This is a genomic window from Acidimicrobiales bacterium, from assembly GCA_035316325.1.
Lineage (GTDB): Bacteria > Actinomycetota > Acidimicrobiia > Acidimicrobiales > VFJN01 > DASXTK01.
This window is the reverse complement of sequence record DATHJB010000108.1, coordinates 1-17,093: the sequence shown is the minus strand read 5'-3', so window position 1 is coordinate 17,093 and position 17,093 is coordinate 1. Positions and strand designations below refer to the sequence as shown.

The window sequence follows — 17,093 nt, the reverse complement described above, 5'->3', positions numbered from 1 at the left end:
CACCTCGACGCGCACCGGCCGCCCCGCGGACGACGACATGTGCAGGCCGACCCGCTCACCCGCGCTCACCGACTGCGGCCAGCAGTACCCCGTGACGACCTCACGCCCCATCGCCCCGACCCTAACGTCGGCGACCTCCGGAGAACGCAGAAGGAGCGGGGTCACGCCGGCAGTACCGCGATCATGATGGTGATCATTCGCAGGTGGCGGTCGCCGGTGGCACGCCAGCGGTGGTTCGTGGCTCGTTGTACGAGGATGTCGCCGGCGGAGAGGCTGACCGGTGGTAGGTCGGGGAGGTAGAGCTCGACGGCGCCGTCGATGACGACGTCGACATCGATGGTGTCCGTCGCGTGCCACCCCTCGTCACCAGAGCCGGGTCCGGTGTCGGTCGGCAGCATCTCCAGGTTCAGCACCTTCAGTCCGCCCGCCCGAGGTTCGAGCTGCCAGGGGGGTCTCGCGTCGCCGCCTTGGTCGACCGAGGCGACGGGGCCTCCGCTCTCCCACATGTCGGCCAGTGCGACGATGGGGTCATCCTCATCACCGATGAAGAACGAGACGGCTGGGTCGCCGTCCTGTGCGACGAAGGACTTGCCGGCGGCATCGGTGCCCGCGACGACGCGGCGGACCCGTTTGGCTGTTCCGCTTGCTCCCTGGAGGCTGGTGGGTTCCCGCTCGGCGGCCGCTGGATCGGGCGTGATGGCGGTGACCACGAGTCGGGCTCCGAGGTCACCGTGTGGTCGCAAGCGGTGAGGCTGACCTCGGACGATGAGCACCTCCCCCGACCGCAGGGTGGTCTCGCCGTCATCCAGGCCGACCACCAGCTCGCCGGCCACGACGACATACGCGTCCAGTGTTCCGGGCCGGCCTCGCTCGGGACGATCGATCCAGCCGCTGGAGGCCACGAGCTCGAGCGCGACGACCCTGATGCCACCCGCTGTCGGTGTCTCGTGCTCCAGGCCGGGCTCGCCTTCCTCGGGTGAAGAGGGCCACCTGTTCAGCGTCAGGATCGGCCCGGACCCGGACCCGTCGGCGTCTCTCGCGATGGCGATCGATCCATCGAGCCGGACGATGGGCTTCCCGTTCGTGTCGTGGCCGGTCACTGCTCGTCGCCAGTCCATGTGCTCCTTCTTGCTACCGCTCGCAGTTGGCGGGGATCGTGGTGGTGATCGTGTAGCGATCGGCCGGATGGGTGTGGATCCCGACGCTGTCGAGGTGTCCTCGGTTGTCCCGATGGCGGCGGGTGATGACGAGCGCGGCGTTGCCGGCAACGGCGTCGAGGGCGGCCGCGAGGTCGTCGGTCAGCAGTGCGGCGGAGATCGTCTGCTCGATGGCGTGGGTGGCGACGTCCTCGGTCGTGAACCGACCGCTCATGAACTTCTCGCGAGGCAGGTTGCTGCGCAGGTACTGCTCGCTCCAGCAGAGCGGCGTGTCGGGTTCTCTTCGGCGGGCCCGCACCCCTTGGACGAGGAGCCAGGTGGTGCCGGCGCGGGCGCCGAGCCGCTCGGCCATTGCGGCGGTGAGCTTGACCTCGCTGGTTCGCGGCCGTACGAGGCGGGTCTCGGCGGCGAGGGTGGCGACGTCGGCGGCGGTCTGCACGAGTGGTTGGTACTGGCCGACGGGACGGTCGGCGGTGAGGACGGTGCCGGCGCCGGGGCGGCGATCGATCATGCCGAGCTGCTCGAGGCGCTCGAGGGCTTGGCGGACCGTTCCGCGTGCCAGGCCGTGCTCGGCGCAGATCTGTTCCTCGGTCGGCAGTCGACCTCCGACCACGATCGATCCGTTGGCGACCTGCGTGAGCAGGTCCTCGACCAGTTGCTGGTAGCGGGGGACAGCCATCAGGACTCGGACGACACGAGGTCCACGGCTCGGGCCATGTTCGACAGGACGCGGCTGGCCACGAATGGCTCCCAAGGGACGAAGGCAGGTGCGGGCAGGGCCCGTGTGACTTTGTCTATACAATACGACGACCGACCGATGATCAAGCGGGGGGATGGACATGAGCGCAGGGGTGCGGGTCGAGGAGCAGCCTCAGCGAGCCATGGAGATCTCCTGCGCACTCGCGACGTCGATGCAGAGCGCCGAGCACATCCACGTCGCCGAGGAGCTCGGCTTCGTGCGGGCGTGGGCCTACGACTCGCCGGCGCTCTATCCCGATGTCTGGATGCAGCTGGCACTCGCGGCCACCAAGACGACCACGATCGGTCTCGGGCCAGCGGTGCTCGTTCCCAGCCTTCGACACCCGATGACCAACGCCGCGGCGATCGCCACGCTCGTCGACCTCGCTCCCGGGCGGGTCAGCGTGGCGCTCGGGTCGGGTTTCACCGGCCGCCACACCCTCGGTCAGAAGCCGTTGCGATGGGCTGACGTCGAGCACTACGTCTCCGTGCTGCGCGCGCTCCTGCGTGGCGAGGTCACCGAGTGGGAAGGCGCCGCCGTCCAGATGCTCCATCCCAACGGCTTCGGAGCGCCTCGACCGATGGACGTCCCGATCCTCATCGGCGCGGAAGGACCGAAGGGCACCGCCGTCGCAGAGGCGGTCGGCGACGGCATCTTCGCCGCCTCCATCCCCAACGCTGCTGCCCACGGCTGGCATGCGCTCCTGCAGTTCGGCACCGTGCTGCAGGACGAGGAGGACGTGCGCTCGCCGCGCGTGCTCGACGCCGCAGGCCACGGGGTCGCCGTCGCCTACCACGCACTGTTCGAGCGAGGTGGGGCGACCGCCGTCGCCGGGCTGCCCGGCGGCCAGGCCTGGCTCGACGAGGTGCTCGCCCTGCCGGCCGCCGAGCGTCACCTCGCCACCCATGAGGGGCACCTCGTCCACCTCACCGGTCGTGACTGTGCGGCCCTCGTCGCCGGCGCCGACATGCTGCCGATGTTGACCCTGACGGGCACCGCCGACGCACTACGTGCCCGCGTCGCCGAGCTGGCCGACAGCGGAGTGACCGAGATCGTCTACCAGCCCGCCGGCGACGACATCCCCGGCGAGTTGGAGCGCTTCATCAGCGCCGTCACCACCTGACCGGAGTCTCAGACAGGGCCTCGGTGCCAACGCTCGCGGATGAATCGGGTGAGGTGTTCGAGCGCGTCGCGGGATTCGGGGATGCTGTCGCCGGCGAGGGGCCAGGCGTGGAAGGCCGTCGGGAACAGGTCGAGGGTGATGTCGCCGCCGGCGCGGGCGATGCGTCCGGCCATGGTCGACGAGTCGTCGGCGAGCACCTCGTTGGCGGCGGCCAGCAGCAGGATGGGGGCCAGGCGGGCCAGCTCGTCGGGTGGCGCGTGCACGGGTGACGCCAGCGGGTCGCGTGGGTCGGTGTCGAGGAGGTAGTGCCGGGCGGCGCGCCGGAGCATCGCGGTGGTGACGAAGGGGTCGGTGGTGGCGCAGCGCTGGTGGGCGTCGGCTTCGAGGGTGAGGTCGGCCCAGGTGGAGATCCCGACGGCTACGGCCGGTTGGGGGAGCTCAGCGCGGTGCGCGGCGAGGAGGCAGGACAGCACGAGCCCACCGCCCGCGGAGTCGCCGACGAGCGCGATGGTCGACGGTGGGTGCCCGGTGTCGAGCAGGTCGCGGTAGGCGGCGAGGGCGTCGTCGACGGCTGCGGGGAAGGGGTGCTCGGGGGCGAGGCGGTAGTCGGGCACGACGACGGTGGCGTCGAGGCTGAGGGCGATGTTCGAGCAGAACGCCTGGTAGGCGGTGGGTGAGCCGACCTCGAAGGCGCCGCCGTGCAGGTACAGGGCGATCGGTCCCGTCGCGTCGGGGGCGACGGGCGTGGCGGGGTGGATCCAGAGCGCGGGTCGGCCGCCGAGGGGCGCTTCGTCGGCGATGGTCCCCGCGGCGAGTGGCCCGGTGAGCGCGGCGGCCACGGTTGCCCGTCTGGCCTCGATCGACTCGGCGTCGGGGAGGGCGATGGTGGGCCCGAGTTGCAGGATGGCGGCCATCGCTTCGCTGGCCACGGGGTGGTCGGTCATCGGGCGTCGATGACGATCGGGAGGTGCTCGTGGCGGCGCACCTGGAGGCTGTCGAACCATCGCGGTGTGCGGTCGGGGTCGAGTCGGAACGACGTGGAGCGGGCGAGCAGCGTGGTGAGCACGACGCGGGCTTCGATGCGGGCGAGGGGGGCGCCGACGCAGTGGTGGATGCCGCGCCCGAAGGCGAGGTGGTGGCGGGGTGTGCGGCGGTCGAGGCGCAGGTCGTCGGGTGCGTCGAACTCGGCGGGGTCGCGGTTGGCGGCGCCCCACATCAACAGCACCGTGGTGGCTGCGGGCAGGTCGACGCCGGCGAGGTGGGTGGCGTGGGGGGTGTGGCGGGGCAGGAACCGGAAGGGTGACTCGAGGCGCAGGACCTCCTCGACGAACGTCGCGACGAGCCCGGGACGAGCCCGGAGGTGCTGTTGCAGCTCGGGGCGTTCGGCGAGGATGCGGACCGAGTTGCCGAGCAGGCTGGTGGTCGATTCACCGCCCGCGCTCAGGAGGGTCTGGAGGACGATGACGGCGTCGCTCTCGTCCATCGCTCCGTCGCGTACGGCCCGGGCGATCGTGCCGAGGATCTCGTGTTCGGCGTCGGCGCCGTAGGCGGTGAGCTGCTCGGCGATCCATCCGTAGGTCTTGGCGCTCTCGACGAGCAGGGCGTTCAGCTCATCGAGGGTGACCCGGGCGCCGACCTGGGCGGTGGAGTCGAACGCGGCTTGCAGCAGGCTGGCGAGGTCGTGGTCACGGAACCCGATCAGGTGCGTGATCATCGTGATGGGCACGACGTTGCCCACGGCGGACATGAAATCGACCCTCCGCTGGGCGAGCGCATCGTCGAGGCACCGATCGGTCACGCCGGTGATCTCGGGTTCGAGGCCGGCCATCCGTCTCGCCATGAGGTCGGGGAACACGGCCTGGCGGTGCACCTTGTGCACCGGGGGATCCGCCACCGCGAGGACCTGGGTCCCGTCGCCGAACGGAAGGCGGGCGGGGAGCCCCTCGTCGTCGCGGTAGAGGAAGTGGTGCATGCTCGACGAGAAGTCGTCGATGCGACCGGTGGCCTCGACGACCGCGGCGAACGAGCCGACAACGCACACCTCGGTGCCCGGAACCAGCCACACCGGCGCCGCCTCGTGGAGCCGCCGGTAGAAGGGGTACGGATCGTCGATCACCGCGGGGTCGAGCAGCGTCGTGGCCGGGATGTCCGAGGTCATGGCAGCTCCCTGCTCGGCGGCAGATCGTCGCTGACCTGCGGTGGACCGGCGTCCACTAAACTGAACTGTAGGCCACCAGGCCCGCGGGTGTCCGGCGCCACGGCAGGGAGACTTCTCGAGTGACAGACCAGACCCACGCCGTCGAGCCGGCGGCCCCGGACGATCGGCAGACCCGGCGCCGCGCCGAACGGCGTGCCGCCAACCGGGCCGAGATCCTCGACGCCGCCGAGAAGGTGTTCGGCCAGAACGGCCTGCGCGATGGCTCGTTGCGCCGGATCGCCACCGAATCGGGGTTCTCGACCGCGGCGATCTACCTGTTCTTCGACAGCAAGCACGACCTCGTGGCCGAGACGATGACCCGACGCGGGGTCGAGCTCCTCGATGCCGTCCGCCAGGCGGGGCAGCGGGACGAGCCGGCGCTGGGGAAGCTCCACCACATCGTCGACGTCACCGTCACCTTCTTCGACGACCGACCCCACTTCCGGCAGCTGCTCCGCCACCTACGCGGCGGTGTCATGATCGTCGGGCCGGTGCTCGACACCGTCGGCGCCGGCATCGACCCCACCTTCGACGGCGTCATGACGACCCTCACCGACCTCGTACGTGAAGGCCAGGAGGCCGGCGAGGTCCGCGAGGGCGACCCACGCGCCCTCGCCCACCTCTACTCCGTACTCATCAACGAACACGTCCTGCTCACCTCGGCCGGGCACCCCCCGGACGGCGTACTCACCTCGACCCAGTTCCACCACCTGATCGACGGCGCCCTGCGCAACCCGCCCGCCCCGACCCCGACGAGACCACGATGACCTCCCCGCCGACCGTCGCGGTCGTGACCGGCGCCGGGCGCGGGATGGGCCGATCCTGTGCCGACGCACTCGCCGACACCGTCGACGCCCTGGTGCTCGTCGACCGCGACCCCGACCTCCTCACCACCGCCCGCGACCAGCTAGCGGCCACCGATGCGACCGTGACCGCCTTCGTCGCCGACGTGACCGACCGGACGCGCCTCGAGCAGCTCGCCGGACTGGTCGCCGAGCTCGGAGCCCTGACCTCGGTCGCGCACGCAGCCGGCATCTCCCCGACCATGGCCGCGTGGCCGCAGATCTTCGCGGTCGATCTGGTGGGCTCCGCCCTCGTCCTCGATGTCCTCACCCCCCTGGTGACGACCGGCACCGCGGCGGTGTGCTTCGCGTCGATGGCGGCCCAGATCGTCGTCCCTCACGGCGACCCCCGCATCGATGCCGTCCTCGACGATCCGCTGCACACGGACCTGTCCAGCCGGCTCGCCGATGCCATCGGTGAAACGATCGCCGACACCGCTGTCGCCTACGGATGGGCCAAACGCGGCGTACAACGCCTGGTACGACGCGAAGCGCTCCGCTGGGGACGCGTGGGAGGTCGGGTGTGCTCGGTGTCACCGGGCATCATCGACACCCCCCAGGGTGCCCAGGAAGCCGCCGCCCAACCAGCCATGACGGCCCTCGTCGACCTGTCTCCGGTACGCCGGTTCGGTCGCCCGGAGGAGGTCGCCGACGTCGTCGCCTTCCTCCTGTCCCATAAGGCCTCCTTCATCACGGGCACCGATGTGCTCATCGACGGCGGCGTCTGTGCAGCGCTCGGACTCGACTGAGCCCCGCCGCCCCGGACGACCCACGGATCCCGCCAACGCTTCAACCTTGGCTCGGTAGAAAACTCCGGCCGGGATGCAGAAGAGCCGGTCCTGGGACCGGCTCTGGACTGCTACTTGCTTTGGTGGCGGGGGTGGGATTTGAACCCACGACCTTCGGGTTATGAGCCCGACGAGCTACCAGACTGCTCCACCCCGCGTCGGTGTGGAAGTGAAACTCTAGCAGTGTCTCGACGGCCCACCAACTACGCCCCGCGGGCCAACGGTTCGGGGGGTTCGGTGGTGGTCGTGGTGGTCGGAGACGACGAGGCGGGAGCGTCGAAGGTGTCCAGGACGTCGGCGTCGGCGCCCGCGGCGGACTCGTCGGAGGCCGGCGCCGTGGTGGTCGTGGTGGCGGGCGACGAGCCGGAACCGCCGGCGCCCAGGATCTCGGATGCCTCGGCCACCTTCTCCTCGGCCTGCTCCTGGAGATCGCCGTAGCGGGCGAGGTCCTGGTCCTCCAGCGCCGCCCCGGCGTCGTCGAACAGCTGGTTGGCCTCGTCGAGCAGCTGGGCCGCCTGCTCCGCCGCCGAGCCCGACGGCGCCTCGCCGCCGCCCTCACCCTCGCCCTCCGAGGGTTCCTCGGGCTGCGTCGGGTCGCCGGTCTCCTGCGTCGGGACGGCCTCGCCGAACATCGTGGTGAGGGCCTCCTGCAGGGTGTTCTCGATGACCACGTCGTCGTCGAGCATCAGGATGACCTTCGTGAGCCGGGGGATGCGCCCCGCGCTCTCCGACTCGACGTACAGCGGCTGCACGTACAGGAGGCTCCCGTCGACCGGCACCATCATCAGGTTGCCGTAGATCACCCGAGACCCACCTGTCCTGACACCGAGCAGTGATTCCTCGTCGGCCACCGTCTCGTCGGCGCGCATCGCGGCGCGCACCAGCGACGGCCCCTCGGGCAGGTTCCCCTGCGGCATCGTGTACACGCCCAGCTCGCCGTAGTGCCCCGGGTCCATCCGGGCGACCATGAACGCCGTGAGCTGCTGCCGGCTGCTCTCCCGGGCCGCCGGCACGAACGGCCGCATCAGCACGAACTCGGCGTCCTGCTCCTCGGGCAGCTGGAGCAGCTGGTAGTAGGGCGGGATCGGGTCGGCGCTCGACGTGCTGGTCGACGTCGACGCCGACGACCCCGCAGCCGTGGTGTCGGTGGTGGAGTTGACCCGGATCACGTTGGTGCCCGGGTCGGCGGCCACCTGCCAGGCGTCGCCGGCGTCGTACCACTCCCGCGGGTTCTCCAGGTGGTAGCGGCCCCACGCGGTGGTCTGCACCCGGAACAGGTCCTCGGGGTAGCGCAGGTGCGACTCCAGATCGCCCGGCATCTCGTCGCCGTCGGTGAACAGCTCGGGGAACGCCTTGCGGTAGGCGTCGATGATGGGATCGTCGGTGTCCATCACGTAGAAGGTGACGGTGCCGTCGTAGGCGTCGACGGTGGCCTTCACCGAGTTGCGCACGTAGTTGAAGCGGTGGTCGAGGTCGCTGGCGTCGGCGAGCTGGTCGGTCTCGGCCCGCTGGGCGTAGGGGTAGCGGTCGGTGGTCGTGTACAGGTCGACCACCCACGTCACCTTGCCGTCGAGCACCACGGGGTACGGGTCGGCATCCGCGTGGAGGAACGGCGCCAGGGCGTGCACCCGGTCGACCACGTCGCGGATGTAGATGACCTTCGAGTCGCCGGTCAGGTAGCTCGACAGCAGCGGGTTGATGTCGCCGAAGCGCAGGGCGAACGCGGCCTTGCGCACGAACGACCCGACACCGACGCCGTCCTCGCCCTCGTAGGTGGTGGTCTGCGTGCCCTCCTCGGCCTGGTAGTCGACCTCGTCGCGCCCGGTGTCGACCACCGAGTAGCCGCTCAGGTCCTCGCCGATGTAGACGCCGGCGCCCTGGTCGCTCAGCGTCAGGCCCTCGACGTCGGACTGCACCGGGATGTCGCGCATGAGGAAGTCGGGCTCGCCGTCCTGCGTGGCGTTCGACGGCGCCATCACCGCCCCGTAGCCGTGGGTGTAGGCCAGGTGGCTCTGCTCCCACGAGTTGCCCGGCACGTTGCCCGGCTGCAGGTTGCGGATGCCCAGGTTCACCTGCGTGGGCTGGCCGTCGACGGCGTAGCGGTCGACGTCGATGTCGCCGATCCGGTAGTAGTCACGGATCTGCTGGAGCTGGGAGAAGGCCTCGCCGGAGATGTTGTTGGCCGGGTCCCACAGGCGGATGTTGCGGATCGTGGACGCGCTGTCGACCAGGTTGACGTCGGCCGCGTCGTCCTTGGGGTCGAACGGGTTCGACGTCACCTCGCCGAGCCCCATGGCGTCGCGGGTGGCCGTGATGTTGCGGTCGATGTACGTCTCTTCCTTGGCCAGCACGTTCGGCGTGACCGTCCGCCACTGCACGAACTGGGGGTAGATCCCGCCCACCACGATGGCCACGAAGCCCCACAGCACCACCGCCACCAGCGGCAGCGCCCAACCCCGGCGGAAGATGTTGCCGACGAACAGGGCCGCGGCGGCGACCGAGATCAGCACCAGCAGGTTGAGTGCCGGGAGCTGGGCATGGACGTCCGTGTAACTGGCCCCGTCGACCACGCCCCGGGTCGACGCCGTCAGCTCGAAGCGCTGCAGGTAGTAGTCGGCGGTCTTGACGAGGGCCAGCGCCGCCAGCAGCACCGACAGGTGGGCCTTCACCTGCGGGCTGACCCGCGGCGACGGCGGCTGCACCCGGATGCCGCCGTTCAGGTAGTGGGCCACCGCCGAGACGATCAGCACGATCAGCAGCGACGCGAACAGCCAGTCGACCACGAACGACATGAACGGCAGCTTGAAGACGTAGAAGCCGACGTCGCGGTTGAACTGGGGGTCCTTGACCCCGAACTCGCCGCCGTTGGTGAACAGGAGCCACGAGTTCCACTCGGCCGAGGCCCCCGACCCGGCGATCAGCGCCAGCAGGCCGGCGACGATCGTGCGCACCCGGGTCATCCGCCCGGCGACCAGGTCGTGGTAGCGCTCGAGCAGCTCGTCCTCGGGCCCGGCGGGACGGAACGGCGGCGCCACCACCTCGGTGACGTAGAGGTTGGACCACGCCAGCAGGAAGAACGCGGCGATGAAGATCAGCGCCAGGCTGAGCTGCGCCCCCAGGATCCCCCGCTGCACGCTCCACAGGCCCAGCGAGTCGTACCAGAGGTAGTCCGTGTAGAAGCCGGCGATCCCCCGCAACGAGGTGAGGAGGAAGAACAGGGCGACGAGCGCCACGATGAGCACGACTCGCCCACGTCCCGGACCGCCCCAGCCCCGGCGACGGCGGCGACGAGGTAGATCGTCCGGCGCACGCATTTCCGCAGTCTTACTACTCCGCCGGCACGACCATGCAGCGGCAGCCCAGATGGGCTGGCGGGCAATGGTCGCCGGTCGGGAAAGCCTCGCCCTTGCACACCGCGCCGGCCAGGGCGTTGTCGTCGGCGTCGGGGCACGGGTCGCTGGTGCGGTCGACCAGCCAGCGCAGCGGGGTGCCGTCGGGGACCGCCCCGTAGGCGCCCTGGGCGTAGGCGGCCACGGCGTAGTGGCGGACCGCCGCGGCGATCCGCTGGCTCTTCCACTCGCGGTACAGGGCGCGGAGGCGGCCGGTCACCTCCTCGATGTCGCCGCCGGCGGCGCTGAACGAGCGGGCGATCCGCTCCCGCAGCGGCTCGACCACGGTCTGGCCCAGCTCGACGGCCAGGGCGTCGTGCGACCCGTCGGGCTCGCCCCCCACGGCCGCGGCGCCCCACGACGCCGCCGCGCCCAGCTCCTCGCGGGCGGCCTCGGTGTAGCGGGCGGTGTGGCTGCCGAGGGCGGGGAGGAAGTCGTCGCTGGTGGTGGGCTTGGTGCGACGCAGGAGGTCGAGGACCTCGTTCTGCTCGTCGGCGAGGACCCGCTTGAGCCGGCGGTTCAGCTCGTGCTCGACGGCGGCGAGGGTGGTGTCGCGCAGCTGGACCAGCTCCCCGTCACCGGCGACGGGAGCGGAGGCGTAGGCGGCCTCGTCGTCCTCCTCGATGTCCTCCAGCTCGATGTCCTCGAGGTCCTCCAGCTCGACGTCCTCGACTTCCTCGACGGCGTCGAGCTCGTCTCCGGAACCCTCGAGCTCCTCGGTCTCGTCGTAGTGCTCGGGCTCGTCGTCCTCGTCGTCGTCCAGGACGGCGACGGCAACCACCTCGGTGTCGGCCTTGAGGCGGGCGAACAGGGCGTCGACGTTGGAGGCCACGGCCGGGGCCGTCTCGACGTACTCGTCGTCGTCGTACTCGTCGTCCCACTCGTCGAGGTCGAACCCCTCGTCTTCCTCGACCTCGGCGACCTCGGGCTCCGGCTCGGACTCGGGCTCGACGACCGGTTCGGGCTCCGCCACGACGACGGGTTCCGGCTCGGGCTCCGGCTCGGGTTCGGGCTCCACGACCGCGACCACCGGCTCCTCGACCGGCGCCGGCTCCACGACGGCGACCACCGCGTCGGGCTGGAGGCCCAGGTCGGGCGCCGGCTCGGGGTCCTCCGGGGGCAGGCTCGACGGGTCGAGCAGGCCGGCGATCCGGGCCATCGTGACCAGGTCCTCCAGCTCCTCGACCGTCGGCTCGGGCTCCTCGTTGACCCGCCGCATCGCCGACTCGCCGGCGACCTTCGCCTCCGGGAGCGCCACGGTCAGCTCCCCCGTCGCCTCGTCGACCGTGCGCCGCACCACGTCGTAGGCCGCCAGCAGCCGCTCCCGCGCCGCGTTCAGCCGCTCCAGCTGCTCCCGGGCGGCACGTCGACGCCGGGACAGGTCGCCCAGCATCCGCTCCCGCACCACCTGGGCCTCGTCCACCAGCTCGTCGGCCTCGGCCTGCGCCGACCGCCGGATCTCGGCCACCAGCTCGGCTCCCTCGGCCCGACGTCGGTCGAGCTCCGCCGAGGCCTCGGCCCGCAACGAGTCCAGCTCGACGTTCACCTCGATCCGTCGCTTCGCCAGCTCGACCTCGGTGTCCTGCCGCAGCCGGTGCGCCTCGTCGTTCGACTCGCTGATCAGCCGCCCCGCCGACTCCTCGGCCTTGCGCCGGATGTCGGACGACGCCACCCGGCCGGCGTCGAGGATCCGGGCCGTCTCCTCGCCCAGCAGCTCCACCAGGCGGTGCTCGTCGAGGGACTCGACCTGCGTCGCCCGCGCCTCGGCCGCCTCCGCCCGGGCGAGGAGCTCCTTCTCCCGGCGCCGCAGCCCGTCGACCACGTCGGCCAGCTCGCGCAGGTAGGCCCGCACCTCGTCGGGATCGAAGCCCTTGCGGGCCGACGAGAACTGGCGGCGGGCGATGCTGGCGGCATCCGTGTCGAGGTCAGGGGACATTCGAGCCGAGGCTACCCCTCCACACCCACCTGCTCGGCTGACCGTCGCTCAGCCTCCGGAAACCCCCGAAAACTCGACAGAAACGGTCGCCATGGCGCCGTTCACGTCGAAGTTTCAGCGGGCCGGGGAAGCCGGAGCGGGCGCCGTGGGGAGGTCGAGACCGTTGCCGCCGAGGTCGGCCAGCGCCGCCAGAGCGTCGTCGAGGGTCTCCACCTTCACGACCTTCACGTCACCGGCGTGGGCGGCCGCCTCCTCGTAGTCGGCGGCCGGCACCAGGAACACCTCGATGCCCGCCCGCCGCACCGCGGCGGCTTTCTGCCCCGTACCCCCGACCGGGCCCACCGTGCCGTCCGACGAGATCGTGCCCGTGACCGCCACCGGGGCACCGCCGGTCAGCTCGCCGGGCGACAGCTTGTCGAGCAGGCCCAGCGTGAACGCCAGCCCCGCCGACGGGCCACCGACGTCGCCGGTGTCGAACGAGACGTCGATCGGGAAGTGGTACTCGACGCCGTCGGCCTGCACCCTCACGCCCATGATCCCCCGGTCGGGGTCGTCGGGCGCCGCCGCCAGCTCCAGCTTGAGGTCCTTCTCCGAGCTGGCCGTGTAGGGCCGCACCTTGATGTCGACCTCGTCGCCGGGGTGGTTGTCGGACAGGATGCGGGCCAGGTCGCCGGGGTCGTCGATCCGCTCGCCCTCTACGGCCACGATCATGTCGCCGGGCTCCATCACACCTTCGGCCGGTGTGTCCTCCTGCACGTCGAGCACCCGCTCTCCGGTGGCGCTCACCTCCACCGTGTAGCCGAGCTTCTCCAGCGCCACCTGGGTGGCCACCTGCTTCGACGTGTCCATCATCTGCAGGTTGAGCTCGCGGTTCTCGTCGGGGTCGCGGTCGCCGAGCACCGTCTCCTCGTCCACGATCTCCACGTCGTCGTCGAGCTTGGCGTCGAGGAACCCGAACAGCGTGAGCCGGCGCAGCGACACCGTCGTGTAGCTCACCGACCCCGCGGCCTCGAAGGTCTCGACCCCGTCGACCGAGATGAGGTTGCTGGTGTCGCGCACCTGACCGGGACGGAAGGCGTAGTACGGCAGGTCGAAGCGGGCCGCACCGAACACGAAAGCCAGCAGGAGCAGGCCGACGACGGCGAGGATCCACGGGTGCCGCGGGCCTGTCCGGGTTGGAGGCCCCGGCAGGGTTACCATCCCTTCTGAGGTGGAGTTCACACTTGTACTCACCGTGGTCCTCGGACTGTGCGTCGGCGCCGTCGTGGCCGACGTGCTCTTCGGGCCGGAACAGCCTGCCACGTCCTCGTCGACCTCCAACGGCGACCAGTGGGATCCTTGGCGCCGATGGTGGCGCCAGGGACGCGAAGCCCTCGGCACCTTCGGCATCTGGTTGCGGAAGAAGGGCGCTCGTGGCCGGGCCGGCGTGGCGCGCGGCTGGGAGGGGCTGTCACGCTCGTTCCCCGCCCGGCGGGAGCAGTCGGCGCCGAACCCCGAGGTGCTGCCGCCGCCCGTCGCCCCACCGCTCCACGAGGACCGACTGCCGGTCCCCCCGCCGATCGCCTTCGTCGACACCCGCCCGGCGCCGGTGTTGCCGGAGCCGGTGTCGCCGGAGCCGGTGTTGCCGGATCTCCGGGAGCTGGCTCCGCCCGACGACGTCGACGACCTGCTCCCGCTGCTCGGGCCCGCCGGCGGCGGCGCCACCACGACGGGGACGGCGCTCCTCGAGCGACCCGCCGCCGCACCTGTCACCATCACGATCCCCCGCGCCGTGCGCATCCGTGCCGGCCTCGGCCTGCTGCTCTACGTCGCCCTGGCCGGCATCGGGCTGGCGGCGGTGATCGTGGCGCTCGTCGCGCTCGGCATCAAGACGTTGGGCGGGATTTGAGCCAGGACACACCCTCAGACCTGGCCGTACAGGGAATGCAGCCACAGGTCGACCAGAACGCCGATCGCCTGCTCGTCGTCGGGCTCCTGGTCGGTGCCGACCACCGGCGGCTCCTGCAGGCCGAAGTGCATGAACGCGAACCAGTCCGTCATCGCCGCCAGCGCGTGGGCCGTCATCAGCGGGTCGACCGGGCGCACCAGCCCCCGCTTGCACTCCGACTCGACGACCGCGGCGATGCCGTGCACCAGCGTGCGCCGCAGGTCGAGCCACAGCTCCCGCACCCGCTCCGACTGCAGCATCCCCTCCAGCACCGCCCGCCACATCCCGACCCGCGGGCGGTAGGCGACGATGAACGCTCTGATCACGTGCTCGATGCCGTCGCGGAACTCCAGGTCGGGCGGCAGGGCCGCCGGCGGGGACAACTCCGGGATGACGGTCTCCATCACCTGGCAGAAGGCGTCCTCTTTGTTCTTGAAGTAGAGGTAGAAGGTGCCGTGCGCGGTCGCGGCCCGCTGGGTGATCGCCCCCACGCTCGTCGCCTGGTAACCCCGCTCCTCGAACACGTCGACGGCGGCGTTCAGCAGGTGCTGCTTGGTCTCCGCCGCTTGCCGTTGACGGACTGTCGCGGGTGGCTCCTCCGCCACGGTGAACCCCCCATGAATGGCGTACGAAGGTGCCTCGCAAACTAGTGGACCCGATCGCGCGACGCCGCACCGTGGCGCTCGCGGGACACGCAGGCGATGCCGCCACTGCCCGTGGTTACCTCGGTGACGACGACGCGTCGGTGCGGGCCACCGCGCTGGCGGCGCTCGAACGGGCCGGCGACCTGCAGACGGACGACCTGGTCACGGCACTCGACGACGGCTCGCCGGTGGTCCGCCAGCGGGCCGCCGAGCTGGCGGCGGGACGGCCGGGCGACGTCGCCCCCACGCTGCTGACGACGCTCGACGACCCCGAGCCGGCGGTGGTGGAGACCGCGGCCTGGGCGTCGGGCGAGCGCGTGCCGGCCGAGAGCGGGGCGGTCACCGCGCTGTCCGCCATCGCCCGCCAGCACGACGACCCGCTGTGCCGCGAGGCCGCGGTGGCGGCGCTGGGTGCCCTGGCCGACCCGGCCGGGCTGCCCGCCATCCTCGACGCCACCCACGACAAGCCGGCGATCCGCCGCCGGGCGGTGCTGGCACTCGCCCCGTTCGACGGCCCCGAGGTCGACGCCGCCCTCGAACGGGCCCTCGAGGACCGTGACTGGCAGGTCCGCCAGGCCGCCGAAGACCTGCGCTGACCTGCGTTACACCGACGCTGTCGTCGCCGCGCAGGGGCGGCAAAAGGCGGTCCAGCCGGTGGGCGTGACCTGCACCCGCAGCCGCCGACCGCACGCCGAGCAGAACCGGGGCGGGTCGTAGGCGGTGGCGCAGCCGGGGCAGTCGTCGGCCGTGCGACCGCACCCCGGGCAGTGCGCCGGGGTCACAGGACCTTCGTGAGGGCGCCGATCGGCATGCGCAGCTCGACGAGCATCTCCAGGTCCTCCTGGGGGCGCCGCCCCAGCGTGGTGAGGTAGTTACCCACGATGAGGGCGTTGATGCCCGCCTGCATGCCCAGCTCCTGCAGGTCGCCGAGCGTGACCTCCCGCCCGCCGGCGTAGCGCAGGATCACCTCGGGCAGCGCCAGCCGGAACACGGCGATCCAGCGGATGGCGTCGAGCGCCCCCACCAGCGGCCGGTCGGCCAGCGGCGTCCCCGGGCGGGGCGACAGGAAGTTCACCGGCACCTCGGCCGGCCCGACGTCCCGCAGCTGACCCAGCAGCTCGATGCGCTGCTCGGCGCTCTCGCCCATGCCCAGCAGCACGCCGCAGCACAGCTCCATGCCCTCGTCCTTCACGAGCCGGCAGGTGTCGAAGCGCTCCTGCCAGCTGTGGGTGGTGACGATGCGCCCGAAGTGCGACTTCGCGGTCTCCAGGTTGTGGTTGTAGCGGTGCGTGCCCGCCGCGGCCAGGCGCCGGGCCTGGTCGGCGTCGAGGATCCCGGCGCTCACCGCCACCTGCAGGTCGGTCTCCCGCTCGACCAGCGGCACGACCTCCTCGAGGTGGGCCATCAGCCGCTCGTCGGGACCGCGCACGGCGTAGACCAGGCAGAACTCGCTGGCGCCGACGGCCGCCGTCTCCCGGGCCGCCGACAGGATCTCGTCGTGGTCGAGCAGCGGCACGGCCTTCACCGGCGAGTCGAACTTCGACGACTGCGAGCAGAACGAGCAGTCCTCCGGGCAGCCGCCGGTCTTGGCCGAGAGGATGCCCTCCACCTCGACCGTGTCACCGCAGCGGGCCAGGCGCACCTCGTGGGCGAGGGCCGCCAGCGCGGGGACGTCGTCGTCGGGGAGCGCCGCCAGGTCGGCCAGCTCGCGGAGCGTCAGCTCACGACCTTCCTCCAGCAGGGCGGTCCGGGCACCTTCCAGCAGCGTGGGAGCCGTGTCCGTCACCCGGCCAAAGCTACCGGGCGGGTCACTCGTCCTGGAAGACGGCGTGGAGGGCGGCGGGGCTCTCCAGGCACTGGCCGGCGCCGAGCACCACGCACTCCAGCGGGCTCTCCACCAGCTGGACCGGCACCTCGATGTCGTTGGCGATGCGCTGGTCGAGGCCCGGCAGCATGCCGCCCCCGCCCACCAGGTGCAGGCCCTCGCCGATCACGTCGTTGGCCAGCTCCGGCGGGGCGTTGCCCAGGCACACCTTCACCGACTCGACGATCTCGCGCACCACGTCCTCGGTGGCGCCCCGCAGCTCGGCCGGCGTGAGGATCACCGTCTTGGCCAGCCCGGTGGCCAGGTCGCGCCCCCGGACCTCGGCCTTCAGGTCCTCCTGGATGGGCCAGGCCGACCCGATCGCCAGCTTGATCTCCTCGGCGGTGCGGTCGCCCACGGCGATGCGGTACTCGCGGCGCACGTAGGACTGGATGGCGGCGTCGAGGTCGAAGCTCCCGACCCGGACCGCGTCGACCGCCACGATGTCGCCCATCGAGATCAGCGCCGTCTCGGTGGTGCCGCCGCC

16 protein-coding genes and 1 tRNA gene are annotated in these 17,093 nt (G+C 71.5%); 5 read left to right on the top strand and 12 right to left on the bottom strand.

Features of this window, described 5'->3' with window-relative positions:
• Positions 1–161: 161 nt before the first annotated feature.
• Both VK611_14675 and VK611_14670 read right to left on the bottom strand, forming a co-directional pair.
• Entirely contained in the window at positions 162–902 is a 741-nt protein-coding gene (locus VK611_14675) for a hypothetical protein (protein ID HMG42577.1), read from the bottom strand.
• Between the two features lie 229 nt (positions 903–1,131).
• Positions 1,132–1,836, bottom strand: coding sequence for a GntR family transcriptional regulator (locus tag VK611_14670; GenBank protein ID HMG42576.1), 705 nt, complete (start codon positions 1,834–1,836; stop codon positions 1,132–1,134).
• A gap of 160 nt (positions 1,837–1,996) precedes the next feature.
• Between VK611_14670 and VK611_14665 the strand changes: the two genes are divergently transcribed.
• The gene (locus VK611_14665) at positions 1,997–3,019 is read left to right on the top strand and encodes an LLM class flavin-dependent oxidoreductase (protein ID HMG42575.1); all 1,023 of its coding nucleotides are present in this window, start codon (positions 1,997–1,999) and stop codon (positions 3,017–3,019) included.
• Between the two features lie 8 nt (positions 3,020–3,027).
• Here VK611_14665 and VK611_14660 read toward each other — a convergent pair whose 3' ends face one another.
• Both VK611_14660 and VK611_14655 read right to left on the bottom strand, forming a co-directional pair.
• Positions 3,028–3,963 carry an alpha/beta hydrolase gene (locus VK611_14660; protein HMG42574.1) on the bottom strand — a complete coding sequence of 312 codons (936 nt, stop codon included), beginning with the start codon at positions 3,961–3,963 and terminating at the stop codon, positions 3,028–3,030.
• A complete protein-coding gene (locus tag VK611_14655; protein ID HMG42573.1) occupies positions 3,960–5,177 on the bottom strand; it encodes a cytochrome P450 in 1,218 nt (405 codons plus the stop codon). Before VK611_14655 ends, VK611_14660 begins: the two co-directional genes overlap by 4 nt.
• Positions 5,178–5,296: 119 nt before the next feature.
• Here VK611_14655 and VK611_14650 point away from each other — a divergent pair, with 119 nt between their 5' ends.
• The gene (locus VK611_14650; protein ID HMG42572.1) at positions 5,297–5,983 is read left to right on the top strand and encodes a TetR/AcrR family transcriptional regulator; all 687 of its coding nucleotides are present in this window, start codon (positions 5,297–5,299) and stop codon (positions 5,981–5,983) included.
• Between the two features lie 23 nt (positions 5,984–6,006).
• Positions 6,007–6,807, top strand: a complete 801-nt coding sequence (locus VK611_14645) for an SDR family oxidoreductase (GenBank protein HMG42571.1) — start codon at positions 6,007–6,009, stop codon at positions 6,805–6,807.
• A 120-nt stretch (positions 6,808–6,927) separates the two neighbouring features.
• Here the strand turns inward: VK611_14645 and VK611_14640 are convergent.
• From VK611_14640 to VK611_14625, 4 genes are all read right to left on the bottom strand, one after another.
• Positions 6,928–7,004, bottom strand: a tRNA-Met gene (locus tag VK611_14640).
• A 45-nt stretch (positions 7,005–7,049) separates the two neighbouring features.
• Positions 7,050–10,088, bottom strand: a complete 3,039-nt coding sequence (locus VK611_14635) for a UPF0182 family protein (GenBank protein ID HMG42570.1) — start codon at positions 10,086–10,088, stop codon at positions 7,050–7,052.
• Between the two features lie 85 nt (positions 10,089–10,173).
• Positions 10,174–12,171, bottom strand: coding sequence for a DivIVA domain-containing protein (locus VK611_14630; GenBank protein HMG42569.1), 1,998 nt, complete (start codon positions 12,169–12,171; stop codon positions 10,174–10,176).
• Positions 12,172–12,285: 114 nt separating this feature from the next.
• Entirely contained in the window at positions 12,286–13,371 is a 1,086-nt protein-coding gene (locus VK611_14625) for a PDZ domain-containing protein (GenBank protein ID HMG42568.1), read from the bottom strand.
• Between the two features lie 10 nt (positions 13,372–13,381).
• Between VK611_14625 and VK611_14620 the strand changes: the two genes are divergently transcribed.
• A complete protein-coding gene (locus VK611_14620) occupies positions 13,382–14,059 on the top strand; it encodes a hypothetical protein (protein HMG42567.1) in 678 nt (225 codons plus the stop codon).
• A 14-nt stretch (positions 14,060–14,073) separates the two neighbouring features.
• Here VK611_14620 and VK611_14615 read toward each other — a convergent pair whose 3' ends face one another.
• Positions 14,074–14,703, bottom strand: a complete 630-nt coding sequence (locus tag VK611_14615; GenBank protein HMG42566.1) for a TetR/AcrR family transcriptional regulator — start codon at positions 14,701–14,703, stop codon at positions 14,074–14,076.
• A gap of 71 nt (positions 14,704–14,774) precedes the next feature.
• Here VK611_14615 and VK611_14610 point away from each other — a divergent pair, with 71 nt between their 5' ends.
• Positions 14,775–15,338 (top strand): HEAT repeat domain-containing protein, encoded by a 564-nt coding sequence (locus VK611_14610; protein HMG42565.1) that lies wholly within the window; start codon positions 14,775–14,777, stop codon positions 15,336–15,338.
• Positions 15,339–15,344: 6 nt separating this feature from the next.
• Here the strand turns inward: VK611_14610 and VK611_14605 are convergent, their stop codons facing one another.
• The 3 genes from VK611_14605 to VK611_14595 all read right to left on the bottom strand — a co-directional run.
• Positions 15,345–15,524, bottom strand: coding sequence for a hypothetical protein (locus tag VK611_14605; GenBank protein ID HMG42564.1), 180 nt, complete (start codon positions 15,522–15,524; stop codon positions 15,345–15,347).
• Positions 15,521–16,528 carry a biotin synthase BioB gene (bioB, locus tag VK611_14600; GenBank protein ID HMG42563.1) on the bottom strand — a complete coding sequence of 336 codons (1,008 nt, stop codon included), beginning with the start codon at positions 16,526–16,528 and terminating at the stop codon, positions 15,521–15,523. The genes VK611_14605 and bioB overlap by 4 nt, the downstream gene beginning before the upstream one ends.
• Positions 16,529–16,550: 22 nt before the next feature.
• Positions 16,551–17,093, bottom strand: a 543-nt coding sequence (locus tag VK611_14595) for a rod shape-determining protein (GenBank protein ID HMG42562.1), incomplete at its 5' end; no start/stop codon positions are given.

Coding starts and splice junctions, on each gene's coding strand:
- VK611_14670 (HMG42576.1), bottom strand. CDS start 1,836: ATGGCTGTCCCCCGCTACCAGCAACTGGTCGAGGACCTGCTCACGCAG.
- VK611_14665 (HMG42575.1), top strand. CDS start 1,997: ATGAGCGCAGGGGTGCGGGTCGAGGAGCAGCCTCAGCGAGCCATGGAG.
- VK611_14660 (HMG42574.1), bottom strand. CDS start 3,963: ATGACCGACCACCCCGTGGCCAGCGAAGCGATGGCCGCCATCCTGCAA.
- VK611_14655 (HMG42573.1), bottom strand. CDS start 5,177: ATGACCTCGGACATCCCGGCCACGACGCTGCTCGACCCCGCGGTGATC.
- VK611_14630 (HMG42569.1), bottom strand. CDS start 12,171: ATGTCCCCTGACCTCGACACGGATGCCGCCAGCATCGCCCGCCGCCAG.
- VK611_14625 (HMG42568.1), bottom strand. CDS start 13,371: ATGGTAACCCTGCCGGGGCCTCCAACCCGGACAGGCCCGCGGCACCCG.